We start from the raw sequence: 14,023 nt of genomic DNA on the forward strand, positions 1-14,023 counted from the left end.
ACAGAGTTCACCGCCATGACCTTTGATCACAGAGACGTGTCGAACTCCGGAGGAAACACCCGTCCTCCCGCGAAGACCATCTATGATGCGTCCGCGCCCGTCCCCGCTCTGACGGTTGAGGATGCTCATCGCTTGGTTCACGAATTGCGGGTTCATCAAATTGAGCTGGAGACCCAGAACCAAGCGCTCCAGGAGGCTCGGCAGGTATCCGAGGAAGCGCTGGCCCGCTATACCGAATTGTATGATTTCGCCCCGGTCGGCTATGTCACGCTGGGCCGTGACGGTGTGATCAAACGAGCCAACCGCGCCGCCATCGCCCTGCTGGGGACGACACAGGAACTGAGCGCTTCGCAACGGCTGGGGGCGTTCATCGCCGACGGGGCTCAGCGTGATTTTTGCGCCTTCCTCGATCGGATTCTCGACGGCAAGGACACCGAGCGGTGCGAAGTGCTTTTGAAGGCGGCGGATGGACAGCAGACCCGTGTCGCCATCTTGGAAGGTCTCGCCGACGTCACCGGTCAGGATTGCATCGTGGCGATGATCAACATCACCGAGCGCAAATTGGCCCAGGATGCGATGCTCCGCGCCAAGGAAGAGGCCGAACAGGCCACCACGGCCAAGTCGCGCTTTCTCGCCGCCGCCAGCCACGATCTGCGCCAGCCGTTGCAAACCCTCTATCTGATCAGCTCCGTGATGGCGCGCCGGTTCGACGATCCCCGGCTGCGCGAGTTGGTCACCAGCCAGGATCAGGCGCTGGAAGTGATGTCGGGGATGCTGAACACCCTGCTTGAAATCAACCAGATCGATGCCGGGCTAACCAAACCCAAGCCGATCGGCTTTCGCATTTCCGTTCTGTTTGATCGGCTGGAACGGGATTTCGCGTTCCACGCCGGAACCGGCGGCAACATCTGGCGGGTCGTGACCTCAAAGCAGTTCGTTCACAGCGACCCGATGATTCTGGAGCGGATTTTACGCAACCTGTTGTCGAATGCCTTCAAATACACCCACCACGGCAAGGTGCTGCTGGGATGCCGCCGTCTGGGCGACCGCCTGCGGATCGAGGTGTGTGACAGCGGCATCGGCATTGCTCCCGACAAGATCGAGTCGATTTTCGACGAATTCGTCCAAATCGAGACCCCGATTGATCGGCGCAATTGGGGATTGGGACTCGGTCTGGCGATCGTCAAGCGCGAGGCTGATCTGCTCGGCCATCCGCTGTGGGTCCGCTCCGTGCCGAGGCGGGGATCGGTCTTTTCGATTGATGTGCCCCTGGGCGTGGTGGAGACCGCCGCCGTCGCCGTCCCGACCCTGCCGCCGCTGGAAAGTTTGAATGCCACGATCCGGCAACGCCGGATTCTCGTGGTCGAGGATGACCCGGCGATCAGTTCGATGCTGAGCAGCCTGTTCACCGCCGAGGGCGCGACGGTAACGGTCGCCTCGAACGCCGCGATGGCGGCAGTCCGCTCCACCCAATCGTCCCGACCGTTCGATCTGGTGATCTCCGACTATACTTTGCGCGACGGGGCGACCGGGCTGGACGTTATCACCCGATTGCGCGCCGCTGGCGTGCCCAATCTTCCCGCGATTCTGTTGTCCGGCGACATTTCCACCGGGACGTTGAGCAAGATCGGGACTTTTGCCGATTGCGTTCACCTGACCAAACCGGTGACGATGAGCGAATTGATGCGGGCGGCGGGGACGTTGCTGTCGCAGATGCCTGCGCCGGGAACCGACCCCCGCGCTTTGGAGCCGACGATCTTCGTGGTCGACGATGACGAGACCCTGCTCCAGACCATGTCGATCCTGCTGACCGAAGACAGTCGGCGGGTCGAGATCTTTCCAAATGCCGAAGCTTTTCTGAGCGTGGTTGCCCCGTCCCGCGAGGGGTGCCTGGTGGTCGATGCGTTGATGCCGGGGATGGGCGGGCTGGACTTGTTGCGGCAGTTGCGCGGCCAGAACCGCCGCCTCCCGGCGATCGTGATGACCGCGCATGGCGACATCACGATGGCGGTTGCCGCGATGAAAGCGGGCGCCTGCGATTTCGTCGCCAAGCCGTTTAATCCCACCGGTTTGCTGGCCGCAATTGATCGAGCCATGGAACAGGGACGCGATCAGGCAGTCGAAGCCGTGCGCCGCAGCGAAGCGATCGGACGGATGTCCAGTTTGACCCCGCGCGAAAGCGACGTCCTCGAACAATTGCTGGCCGGTCACCGCAACAAAACCATTGCCCATTACCTGGGGATCAGCCAGCGCACGGTCGAGAATCACCGCGCCTCGGTGATGCGTAAGACCAAGTCGAAAGCCCTGCTCGATCTGTTGCGGACCGTTATCGACGCCAATAAAAGCGATTGATGCTTTGTTCTATAATAAACCGAGACGATTATAATTCTAACATCGGCGTGATCCGCGCGGATATACTTTCGCTGCGGAAAAGTTCAGCGGCTTGTCCTGCCATATAGGAGAGCGCTGGGGTCGCGTTCAATCTCGCGAGTAAAGCCACGCAGCGAACTGGCGCTGGCGGCCAGATCCCGGATCGCGGCGTCAAGCTCGCTTCGCATCGGCGATTCGCGCCCGCTCATCTCCTGGAGCGACAGCATCAGCGCGTCGGCGTCGCGCACCATCCGGTCCGACGAGTCCAGGAGCTGGGCCATTTGCGCGCCGCTCAAGCTCACCTGCTGCCGAGACGTGGCGGCCAGCTGGTCGATCGACCACAGGGTGGTTTGCGCGGCATCCGAGGTTTGTTTGAGGCTGTCGGTGAGAGGGGCGATCTGGCGTGGCAGTTCGTCGGCGACGCGCTGGATCGAGGCCAGGGCCAGACGGGCGTTCTCAACCATTTCCTTTAACGGAAGGCTGGCGATTTCGCTCTCAATCGTCTGAATCTGCGACGGAATCGATGGAATCTCGGGGCGGTTTCGGTCGCCGCCCGCGGCCGCCTGGAGTCCGGGCTGGATGTCGAGATCAACCCGCAATTTGCCGGTGATCAGGCTCTGCATGCTCAACTGAGCCCGCAAGCCCGCCTTCAACAATCGCTCGAAACCGGTCTCGGTCTCTTCGCTCGCCCCCTTGACCAGGAAGATCAGCGATGGGTCCAGTTCCAGATATACCGGGATGCGGGCGGTCAGGTCGCTCATGTCGAGGCTGATCGAAACCCCGGTGACCGTCCCCACCTTGACGCCGCGAAAGGTGACCGGCGCGCCAACGTCAAGGTTGGCAACCGAGCCCTGAAAATAGACCACGGCGGGGACGACCGGATTGAACAGATGGGTGCTGCCGAACAGCAGGATGGCCCCAATCCCCAGCGCAAGGCCGCTAAGGATGAAGGCGCCGACGATCGCGGGTTTAACAGCGCTTGTCATGTCCCTCTCCGGGGCTGTCTTGATCGTCGCCAAGCCGGGACCGGGTCATAAAGGCATGGACGATCGGATGGTCGCATTGATCCCGTAACGTCTGCGGTGCCCCGTGGGCAATCGCGGTTTTGCTGTCGGCATCGAGAAATATCCCGTCATCGCAAATCCCGAACAGGCTGGGTAATTCGTGGCTGACCATCACCACCGTGGTGCCGAACCCATCGCGCACCTCCAAGATCAGGTCGTCGAGACGGCGGGCGGTGATCGGATCGAGCCCGGCCGCAGGCTCGTCGAAGAACAAGATGTCCGGATCAAGCGCCAGAGCCCGCGCCAGACCGGCCCGTTTGCGCATCCCACCGCTGAGATCGCTCGGCATCACCGCTCCGGACGAGGCCAGCCCCACCAGCGACAATTTCACTCGAACCAACGCGTCGATCGAAGCCTCGTCGAGGCGGGTCAGCATCCGAAGCGGCAGGGCGACGTTTTCGGCTGTGCTCATCGAACTCCACAGCGCACTGCTCTGAAACAGCACCCCGAACCGTCGGCCGATCTCGGCGCGGCGGGCGGCACTGGCGGCCCAGTAATCCTCGTCGCCGACATGGATCGTACCGGCCTTGGGGCGAAGCAGGCCGATCATCGCCTTCATCACCGTGCTTTTGCCGCAACCGCTTCCCCCCATGATCGCGAATATCGATCCGGGAGTGACGGTAAACGAGAGGTCGTGCTGGACGATCTTGTCGCCGAACCCGACAGACAGGCCGGAGACCTCGATCGTTGTTCCGGTGGTGGGGGCTGTCATCGCTCAGATCCCCAGCGCATTGGCGCAAAGGGCGAAAACCGCATCCAACACGATGATGCCAATGATGCTGACCACGACGGCACTGGTTGCGGCCCGTCCGATGTCGGCCGAACTGCGACCGGCGCGCAACCCGACACGGCACCCGGCGATTGCGATCAGTGTTCCAAAGGCGATGCTCTTGGCGAAACCCAGCATGAACTGGTTGCCCGAAACGGCGATGCGGGTTGTTTCGACATAGACGATCGGCGACAGGTTCAGCGTCAGCACCGACACGACGAAACCGCCGAAAATACCGACCGCGCAGCCATACAGATACAGGATCGGCATCATTGCGGTCAGCGCCAGCACCCGGGGCAGGACAAGATAATCGAACACCGGAATACCGACGGTGCGCAGAGAGTCGATTTCCTCGTTGCCCTGCATCGTCGCAAGGCTGGCGGCATAGGCTCCGCCGGTGCGACCGGCCATGATGATTGCGGTCATCAGGGCGGCCATTTCCCGAACCACGGCGATCCCGACCATGCTTGCGACATAAATGTCGGCTCCGAATCGCCGCAACTGGACCGCGCCGACAAAAGCCAGGATGCCGCCAACCAGGAAATTGATCACCGTGACGATCGGCAGAGCCGCCGCCCCGGCATCTTTCATGCAATCAAGTAAATCAACGCCCCGCATGGTCGAGCGGCCCCGGATCGCCGCCGCGCCACGCAGGCAGGTGGAGCCGATCAGGGCAACCGCTTCGGTCGCTTCGTCGAACACCCGCAATCCCCACAGGCCAACCCGCTCGAGCAGCGGCGGCTGGGGCGATGGGGGCGGGATCGGTTTGCTATCCTCGATCAGCCCCAGCAATTTGCGCGCGGGAGCGGGAAGGCCGGATTGGTCGAACTCGACGCCACGGTCCCGCGCCGCGTCGCGCACGGCGGAAAGAGTGGCAATCAGCGCGCTATCCCATTGTCCCAGACGGTCAGACTGAAAGACGATTGCCTGGGCACCGCTTTTAAGGATTTTCGCAGCCACATCGCCTTCCACGCCACGGGCGCAGGCGATCCAGTCGCCGCTCAGGGTCACCACGGCATTGGTGCCCTCAAGGGCTGCCGACCAGCCGAGACCTTCGGAAGAGGGCGTTTCCGGTCTGGTCTGCTCGCCTGGTGTGATCTGAGCCGTCACAAACCCGCTTTCATCCCACGTTAATGGATTGCCGAGATATGGGAGGGCAAGTCCGCTTCGCGACACCGGAAAGACCGGTGAGACTATTGTAGCGCAGGAAGATGCTGCGCGATTTGTAGAAAAATAGAAGTTAAACACATTCAGGTTGTTTCGCCTGAATGTGTTTATATTTAAAAACTCGAATAGTTTAGTGCATGAGGATGTATATGACGATCAGAACCGGAATGGGAACCCCAAGCAACCATAGAATTCCGTATTTCATCTCTCACTCCCCCCCCCCCGACAAATATCCATCGCGGCACAGGTTCGACTGGGGCGGTTTGGGGCCTTATCTCCAGGCGAGCCCACCCTATGCGCGCGTTGGCTTGCGTCACGACGCAGATCCAGTATTGGCGTACACTTTAATGTAACATCTTAAACTATCCATAATTTTGATTAATTGTAAGGTTCGGAATCTACGCATGAAGTGCGACATTAGAAAATGTTGTCATTTTTGTAATGGTTCCTGTTCGTGAGTATATTCCGATACTTTGTCGGCCCTGGGTGAGTTTGATATTTTACATTCCATGGATGAGCCCCATTCTTGCATGAGCCGGAATGGACTTCATACGTAATCCAACAAGGATGCAGCCAATGAGCGAGACGATTTCGATCTCATCCGCGACTCTGATCAGTTCGAAGACGATTGTCGGATCAGACGTGTTTAGCCCGACCGACGAGAAACTCGGAACGATCGAAGATATTCTGGTCGATAAGGTCAGCGGTCGGACGATCTACGCCGTGTTGTCGTTCGGCGGATTTTTGGGGATGGGCGAACGGCATCATCCGTTGCCTTGGTCGACGTTGGCCTACGACGTCGTCAAAAACGTCTACCGGGTCAATCTCGACAAGAAGCATCTTGAAGATGCGCCGAGCTATGATCGGAATAAGGAATTCTCGTGGACGCCGGAATACGGCCGCACCGTCGATAGCTATTACAAATCGCCGAATTACTGGAACTGATATCCTCCGATATTGTATCGGAATAATAAATATATCCAGTCATGCCCTAGCCAAAGGATTTTCACATGGTCAAACCATATCGCGCCTTACTGTTTGTCCTTCCCCTGATGTGGAGTTCGCTGGCGCTGGCCGAATCGACCCATCCGGGTCAAAAAGAACCGGCACTGACCCAACAGGATCTGACCGCCCGGCATGTCAAGGCCTGCGACGACCATTACGCCCGTCGCGGCGGCGAGCTTGGCTATCAGGAAGCCCGCTTCAAGCTGACCGAGGCGCAGAAATCGGCCTTCGCCAAATATCGCCAGGATTCGTTGGCGGCGGCGGAAAGCATCCGGACCGCATGTCATGCGAACGGCCCCAAGCTTGGGAGCAAGCCGACGGTGCTGGAGCGCGACATCAGCAAGGAAGCTCACCTGAAGCTCGAGCTTCAAACCCTTCAGGAAACCCGGCCGGCGCTCGAGGCGTTTTATGCGACCCTGACGCCCGCTCAGAAAGAAATTTTTGACCAGGAACCCGACAACAAGCCGATGAAGGCGGGCAAAGCCAAGCCCAGGCCTAGCGAGAAGAATTAAATATCGGTTTTGGCGGAATTACAATTCCAGACGATGTCCAATCTTCTGGAATTGTTTAATCCGATTAAAGGATCATAATCATGACTTACCGGATCGCATCCATTTGCCTCGCTCTTGCCGTTATGCTGTCCCCTGTTTTCATCGGGATCGCCAACGCGGAGAGCGACCGGGCGCACGCCGAGACCTACGTGAAGGATTCCGCGATCACGACCAAGGTCAAGGCGAAGCTGGCCGAAGAAAAGGTTAGAACGCTGCTCGACGTCAAGGTCGAGACCGACAGCAAGGGCGAGGTGGAGTTAAGCGGCACCGTTGCCAGTCAGGCCGAAATCGACAAGGCCGTTGCGATCGCGCGCGCCGTTGCGGGCGTCACTTCGGTCAAGAGCGAGTTGATGATCAAGTCGGACAAGTAGGGACATCGAGATGCCTCCGGCGGGGGTGGAGGCGATGAATCGTCTCCACTTCGGTTTTTTGCTTGCACTCCTGCTGGTAGCGGGATGTTCCTTGTCGCCCGAACATATCCGCCCGGCGTCGCCGGTGCCGGACGTTTGGGCTTTGCCCGATCGGGGAAACGGCGCTGCGGCGCGGCCAGGGCGCTGGCAGTCCTTTTTTGTCGCGCCCGCTTTGGCGGATTTGATCGCCTTGGCGCTGGAAAACAACCGCGACCTGCGCGTCGCGGTGCAGCGGGTCGAGGTGGTGCGCAGCCAGTACCGAATCCAACGCGCCGAATTGTTTCCCCATCTCGACGGCGGGGCGCATTCGTCACGGACCAAAACGCCGGCCGATCTGTCCTATACCGGCAAAACCATCATCGCCAATAGCTTCAGCGCGTCGCTCAGCGCGGGATGGGAGCTTGACCTGTGGGGCCGCGTTCGCAATCTCGACACCGCTGCGCTGGAAAGTTGGCTGGCGACAGACGAGGCGCGCCGGGCGGTTGCCCTCAACCTGATTGCCGAGATTGCCAATACCTGGCTGGTCGGACGTGAGTTGGACGAGCGGATTGCCCTGGCGGCCCGCACGATCGACAGCCGTCGCGACTCCGCCCGGATTGTCCGGCGGCGCTATGAGGTGGGGGCTTCGCCCCGGCTCGATCTGACCCTGGCCGAAACCCTGCTCGGTCAGGCCGACAGCGCCTTGACCGTGCTGGAGCAACAGCGCGAGCGGACACAAAACGCTCTGAGCGTGCTGGTCGGGGCTCCGGTCGGGGCCGAGATCGTGGCCCTGTCTTCGGTCGAAGCCGCCGTGGTGCGCGATCTGCCGCCCGGACTGCCGTCAACTTTGCTGGAGGACCGCCCGGACATCCGCGGTGCCGAGAACCTGCTGCGGGCGGCGGAGGCCGATATCGGCGCGGCGCGAGCGGCATTTTTCCCCCGCATCGCCCTGACCGGGGAGTATGGCACCGCCAGTGCGGCGCTGGACGGTCTGTTCTTGGGGGGAAGCCGGATCTGGACGCTTGCCGCCAATCTGTCGGTGCCCCTGTTCGATGGTGGACGCCTGCTGGGCGCTTTGGACGCGGCCAAGGCACAGCGCTCAATGGCCGTGGCCGAGTACGAGCGAACGGTGCAGACGGCCTTTCGCGATGTCGCCGACGCCCTGGCGGCGCGGCGCTGGCTCGGGCAACAGGTGGCGGCGCAGCAGCGAACCCTGGATGCCCTGACCGAGCGTGCCCGTTTGTCTCGGCTGCGCTATCTCCATGGCGCATCGACCTACCTCGATGTGCTGGACGCCGAGCGCGATCTGTTCGCGACCGAGCAGGCGCTGGTTGAAACCAGACGCGCCCGCCTGTCGAGCGAGGTCAATCTGTATGCCGCCCTGGGCGGGGGCGACGACGAAACCGACAGGCGGCCTCCCCATGACCAGGACTGACGCGATTCCCGATGCCAAGACGGAGATTCGAATCGAAACCCGCACCGAAACCGGTCCGGATGGAAAGCTTGTGGCTAAGTCGGAAATCCGGACGGAAACGAAGACCGAAACCGACCCGGATACGAAAAATGAAACGGTGATCGAGACCCGGACGGAGACCCGGACCGAAACAACGAGCGATGCCAGGATAGAACCCAAGGCCGAAGCCAAACCGGCCCCGCAGCCTGCCGCGCAGCCCCCCGCGCCGTCGGCCCCGCCCGAGCCGAAGAAGCCCCCGCCCGAGACCGCGCCGAAGCCACCTCCCGCACCAGCCCCAAAGCCGGCCCGGACCAAATGGATCGCCATCGGGGCGACCCTGCTGGTGGCGGCGGGTCTTGGGTTCCTGGCCTGGGATCTGTTGAAACCGAAACAATTGGGGCCGGGGTTCGCCAGCGGCAACGGGCGGATCGAGGCGGTCGAAATCGATGTCGCGGCGAAATTGCCGGGGCGGCTGGCTGAAATCCTGGTCAAGGAAGGCGAGGTCGTCACGCGCGGTCAGATCCTTGCCAGGATGGATACCCAGGGGCTCGACGCTCAACTCGCCGAGGCCACCGCCGATCTGGCCCGCGCGTTCAGCACGATTGTCACCGCCGAAAGTCAGGTGACGCTGCGCCAGAGCGAACGAGCGGCGACGCTGGCCGTCGTCGCCCAGCGCAAGGCCGAGTTGAATGTGGCGGGCAAGCGGCTGGCGCGCTCGCGGACGCTGTCCAACGAAGGGGCGGCGGCGGTACAGGAATACGACGACGATCTGGCCGGACAGCAGGGCAGCGCCGCCGCCGTCGCCGCCGCTCAGGCCCAGGTTGCCGCCGCCGATGCCGCGATCCTCACCGCGCGGGCTCAGGTGGTCGGGGCACGGGCCAGCGCCGATGCGGCTCGCGCCACGATGGCGCGAATCGAGAGCGATATCGAGGATAGCGCCTTGAAATCGCCGCGCGACGGCCGGGTGCAGTACCGGGTGGCCCAGGCGGCGGAAGTGATCGCGGCGGGCGGCAAGGTGCTCAATCTGGTCGATCTGGCCGACGTCTACATGACCTTCTTTCTCCCCGACGTCGCCGTGGGCAAGGTCGCACTGGAGAGCGAGGTGCGGCTGGTCCTCGACGCCGCGCCGCAATGGGTGATCCCGGCCAAAGTCTCGTTCGTCGCCGATGTCGCCCAATTCACTCCCAAATCGGTCGAGACGGCCAGCGAGCGGCAAAAGCTGATGTTTCGGGTCCGGGCCAGACTCGATCCCGAATTGCTGAAAAAATTCAGCCGCGACGTCAAGACCGGCCTGCCCGGCATGGCCTATATCCGGCTCGATCCCGCCCAAGCCTGGCCGGATCACCTTGCACTTCATGTCCCGCAATGAGTCCGCCCACCCCAGCTGCCACCACGATGGCGATCAGGCTTGACGGCGTCAGCCAGCATTACGGAAATACGGTTGCGCTGGATCGGGTCAGCCTGGCCGTGCCGACCGGTCGAATCATTGGCCTGATCGGCCCCGACGGGGTCGGCAAATCCTCGTTGTTCAACCTTGTCGTGGGGGCGCGGGCGATCCAGGACGGACGGGTCGAGGTTCTGGGCGGCGACATGGCCGATCCCCGTCACCGCGCCGCGATCTGCCCCCGCATCGCCTTCATGCCGCAGGGGCTGGGGCGCAATCTCTACGCCACCTTGTCGGTGGTCGAGAACATGGATTTCTTCGCCCGGCTGTTCGGCCAGGACAAACCCGAGCGGGACAGCCGGATCGACGATCTGCTGGCCAGCACCGGGCTGGCGCCGTTTCGCGACCGCCCGGCGGGAAACCTGTCCGGCGGGATGAAGCAGAAGCTGGGGCTGTGCTGTGCCCTCATTCACGATCCCGATCTGCTGATCCTCGACGAGCCGACCACCGGGGTCGATCCGCTGTCACGGGTTCAGTTTTGGGATCTGATCGAGCGGATTCGCGCCGTGCGGCCGGAAATGAGCGTCGTCGTCGCCACCGCCTACATGGAAGAGGCCGCCCGCTTCGATTCTCTGGTCGCGATCAATGCCGGGCGGATTATCGCCACCGGCACGCCCAAGGACCTGCTCGACCGCACCGGAGCGGCCAGTCTGGAAGAGTCCTTCATCGCCTTGATGCCGGAAGAGCAGCGGCAGCGCCACCATGTTGTGACGATCCCGCCCCGGACGACGGACACGTCCGCCGAGGTGGTGATCGAAGCAACGGGGCTGACCGCCCGCTTTGGCGATTTCACCGCCGTCGATCATGTCGGCTTTCGGATCGAACGCGGCGAGATTTTCGGCTTTCTCGGCTCGAACGGCTGCGGCAAGACCACGACGATGAAGCTGTTGACCGGCCTATTGTCAGCCAGCGCGGGCGAGGCCAAGCTGTTCGGTCGGCGGGTCGCCATCGTCGATATGGCGATGCGGCGCCGCGTCGGCTACATGACGCAGGGCTTTTCGCTCTATTCCGAACTGACGGTGGCGCAAAACCTGACGCTGCACGCCCAGTTGTTCGGGGTTCCCGCAGCAGAGGTGCCCGGCCGGGTCGCCGAAATGGCCGAGCGCTTCGCGCTTGGTTCTGAACTCGGCAGATTGCCGGAGACGTTGCCGCTGGGGGTGCGCCAGCGTTTATCGCTGGCCGTCGCGATGGTGCACAAGCCCGAGCTGCTGATCCTCGACGAACCGACCTCCGGAGTCGATCCGATCGCCCGCGACATGTTTTGGCAGATGATGGCGGATCTGTCGCGCCAGGACCGGGTGACGATCTTCATCTCGACCCACTTCATGAACGAGGCCGAGCGCTGCGACCGCATCTCGCTGATGCATGCGGGTCGCGTTCTGGTCTGCGACAGCCCGGCGGGAGTGATCGCCGGACGCGGTGCGGCCAGCCTGGAAGACGCCTTCATCGGCTATCTGACCGAGGCCGGCGGGGGGGAATCCGCCGCGACGAAGGCTCCTCCGGTCAAAATTCATCATCCTCCAACCACGCCCGTGCCGGAATGGCAGGGCTTTAGCCTGCGGCGGATGTGGAGCTATACAAGGCGCGAAGGACTCGAACTGCGCCGCGATCCCATTCGCGGCACCCTGGCCCTGTTCGGCACCGTCATTCTGATGTTGATCATGGGCTATGGGATCAGCCTTGACGTCGAGAACATCCGTTTCGCCGTGCTCGATCATGACGGCACCGCTCTCAGCCGCGATTACGCGCTGACCCTGTCCGGCTCGCGCTATTTCTCCGAACAGCCCCCGCTTGCCGATTATGCCGATCTCGATCGCCGGATGCAGAGTGGCGAGCTGGGTCTTGCCATCGAGATTCCCCCCGGCTTCGGCCGCAATATCGACCGGGGAACACCCGTCGAGGTCGGGGCGTGGTTCGACGGCGCGATGCCGCAACGGGGCGAGACGATTCAGTCCTATGTGCGGGCCATGCATATTTCCTGGCTGTCGGAAACCGCGCAGCGTCGGACGGGGACGCGACCCTCTTTCAGCCCGGTCGAGGTCGAAATCCGCTTTCGCTACAACCCAGAAATCGTCAGCCTCGTTGCCATCGTCCCGGCGATGATTCCGATTCTGCTGCTGATGATTCCGGCGATGCTGACCTCGCTCAGCGTCGTGCGCGAGAAGGAATTGGGCTCGATCGTCAATCTCTACGTCACTCCGGTAACGCGGGCCGAGTTTCTGATCGGCAAGCAGATTCCCTATGTCGTGCTGGGGATGGTCAATTTCGTGCTGCTGACCTTGCTGGTGACGTTTGTGTTCGGGGTGCAACTGACCGGCAGCCTTGCCCTGCTGACCGTCGCCGCCTTCCTCTTCATCTTGTCGGCCACCGCGATCGGGTTGGTGATGTCGACCTTCATGCGGAGCCAGATCGCCGCCATCTTCGGCACCACCATCGGCACCATCGTTCCGGCAATCCAATATGCCGGGCTGATCAATCCGGTCTCCTCGCTGGAAGGAGGCGGAGCCTTGATCGGGCGGATTTTCCCGGCGACCTATTTCCTGATCATCTCGCGCGGGACTTTTTCCAAGGCGTTGGGCTTTGTCGAATTGTGGCCGTCGCTTCTTCCCATCGCGGCCAGCATCGTCGTGTTGATGATTCTGTGCATCCTTCTCCTCAAAAAGCAGGAAGGGTAAGGCCGATGCCCTCGCTCGCCGCGATTGCCCGCCTGGGAGTCAAGGAACTCCGCAGTCTGGCCAGCGACCGGATCATGCTGATCCTGATTCTCTATGTCTTCAGCCTGGGAATTTATGTCGCGGCGACGGTGATGCCGGAAACGCTGCACAATGCGCCGATTGCGGTTATCGACGAGGATGCCTCGCCGCTGTCGGCGCGGATCGCCGATGCGTTTTACCCGCCGCATTTTCAGCCGCCCGAGATGATTTCGCTGGCCCGGCTCGATCCCGGCCTGGACGAGGGAACCTATACCTTCGTTCTCGACATCCCACCCGATTTCCAGCGCGATCTGCTGGCCGGGCGGCGGCCCAGCGTCCAGCTCAACGTCGATGCCAACCGGGTCAGTCAAGCCTTTACCGGCAGCGCCTATATCCAGGCTATGGTGGTTCAGGAGGTGACGACGTTCCTGCGCCACGACCGTCCCGCCGCTCCGTCCCCGGTCGATCTCGTGTTGCGGGCCCGCTATAACCAGACGCTGACTGAATCCTGGTTCGGTGCGGTGATGGAGATCATCAACAATGTGACGATGCTGTCGATCATTCTGACCGGGGCCGCGCTGATCCGCGAGCGCGAGCGGGGCACAATCGAGCATCTGCTGGCGATGCCGGTTTCGCCGTTCGAAATCATGGCGGCCAAGATCTGGTCGATGGGATTGGTGGTGCTGGTGGCGGCGGGGTGCTCGTTGCTGCTGATGGCGCGAGGTGTGTTGGGAATACCGCTGGCCGGGTCGCTGCCGCTGTTTCTGTTCGGAGCCGCCCTCAATATCTTCGCCACCACCGCGCTCGGCATTCTGATCGGGACCATCGCCCGCTCGATGCAGCAATTCGGGATCGTCATGATCTTGATCCTGATCCCGCTTCAAGTCCTGTCCGGCGGCCTGACCGCCCGCGACAGCATGCCCGACCTTGTCCAGGATATGATGATGCTCGCGCCGACCACCCACTTTGTCATTCTGGCCCAATCGATCCTGTATCGCGGGGCCGGGTTCGCCGTGGTGTGGCCTGAATTGCTGGCTTTGTTCGCAATCGGCAGTGCATTTTTCGGCGTGACCGTATGGTACTTCCGCAAGGCGATGACGGGTATGGCCTAGAGCCTT

General features: G+C 62.0%; 11 protein-coding genes. 8 read left to right on the forward strand and 3 right to left on the reverse strand.

Annotated features, from left to right (window positions below):
- The first annotated feature begins 132 nt into the window (after window positions 1–132).
- Window positions 133–2,352 (forward strand): response regulator, encoded by a 2,220-nt coding sequence (locus BLW40_RS04900; RefSeq protein ID WP_244511054.1) that lies wholly within the window; start codon window positions 133–135, stop codon window positions 2,350–2,352.
- An 83-nt stretch (window positions 2,353–2,435) separates the two neighbouring features.
- On the opposite strand, the gene BLW40_RS04905 is transcribed toward BLW40_RS04900, so the two are convergent.
- The 3 genes from BLW40_RS04905 to BLW40_RS04915 are packed head-to-tail and all read right to left on the reverse strand — an operon-like array spanning window position 2,436 to window position 5,313.
- Complete coding sequence (locus BLW40_RS04905) at window positions 2,436–3,356, reverse strand: MlaD family protein (protein WP_074766118.1); 921 nt, start codon at window positions 3,354–3,356, stop codon at window positions 2,436–2,438.
- Complete coding sequence (locus tag BLW40_RS04910; RefSeq protein WP_074766120.1) at window positions 3,340–4,146, reverse strand: ABC transporter ATP-binding protein; 807 nt, start codon at window positions 4,144–4,146, stop codon at window positions 3,340–3,342. Before BLW40_RS04910 ends, BLW40_RS04905 begins: the two co-directional genes overlap by 17 nt.
- Window positions 4,147–4,149: 3 nt before the next feature.
- Window positions 4,150–5,313: an MlaE family ABC transporter permease gene (locus BLW40_RS04915; RefSeq protein WP_244511055.1), complete on the reverse strand. Its 1,164-nt coding sequence runs from the start codon at window positions 5,311–5,313 to the stop codon at window positions 4,150–4,152.
- A gap of 633 nt (window positions 5,314–5,946) precedes the next feature.
- Between BLW40_RS04915 and BLW40_RS04920 the strand changes: the two genes are divergently transcribed.
- The 7 genes from BLW40_RS04920 to BLW40_RS04950 all read left to right on the forward strand — a co-directional run bounded on the left by BLW40_RS04920 (window position 5,947) and on the right by BLW40_RS04950 (window position 14,017).
- Window positions 5,947–6,315 (forward strand): PRC-barrel domain-containing protein, encoded by a 369-nt coding sequence (locus BLW40_RS04920; RefSeq protein WP_074766124.1) that lies wholly within the window; start codon window positions 5,947–5,949, stop codon window positions 6,313–6,315.
- 65 nt (window positions 6,316–6,380) lie between these two features.
- Complete coding sequence (locus BLW40_RS04925) at window positions 6,381–6,887, forward strand: Spy/CpxP family protein refolding chaperone (RefSeq protein WP_074766127.1); 507 nt, start codon at window positions 6,381–6,383, stop codon at window positions 6,885–6,887.
- Between the two features lie 80 nt (window positions 6,888–6,967).
- Complete coding sequence (locus tag BLW40_RS04930) at window positions 6,968–7,297, forward strand: BON domain-containing protein (protein WP_074766129.1); 330 nt, start codon at window positions 6,968–6,970, stop codon at window positions 7,295–7,297.
- Window positions 7,298–7,331: 34 nt separating this feature from the next.
- Window positions 7,332–8,750, forward strand: a complete 1,419-nt coding sequence (locus BLW40_RS04935; protein ID WP_074766131.1) for an efflux transporter outer membrane subunit — start codon at window positions 7,332–7,334, stop codon at window positions 8,748–8,750.
- Window positions 8,737–10,137, forward strand: coding sequence for an HlyD family secretion protein (locus BLW40_RS04940; protein ID WP_244511057.1), 1,401 nt, complete (start codon window positions 8,737–8,739; stop codon window positions 10,135–10,137). Before BLW40_RS04935 ends, BLW40_RS04940 begins: the two co-directional genes overlap by 14 nt.
- Complete coding sequence (gene rbbA / locus BLW40_RS04945) at window positions 10,134–12,887, forward strand: ribosome-associated ATPase/putative transporter RbbA (protein WP_074766133.1); 2,754 nt, start codon at window positions 10,134–10,136, stop codon at window positions 12,885–12,887. The genes BLW40_RS04940 and rbbA overlap by 4 nt, the downstream gene beginning before the upstream one ends.
- Window positions 12,888–12,892: 5 nt before the next feature.
- Window positions 12,893–14,017 (forward strand): ABC transporter permease, encoded by a 1,125-nt coding sequence (locus BLW40_RS04950; protein WP_074766135.1) that lies wholly within the window; start codon window positions 12,893–12,895, stop codon window positions 14,015–14,017.
- Window positions 14,018–14,023 lie beyond the last annotated feature (6 nt).

Origin of the sequence: Magnetospirillum fulvum (assembly GCF_900108475.1) — a bacterium.
Taxonomy (GTDB): domain Bacteria; phylum Pseudomonadota; class Alphaproteobacteria; order Rhodospirillales; family Magnetospirillaceae; genus Phaeospirillum; species Phaeospirillum fulvum_A.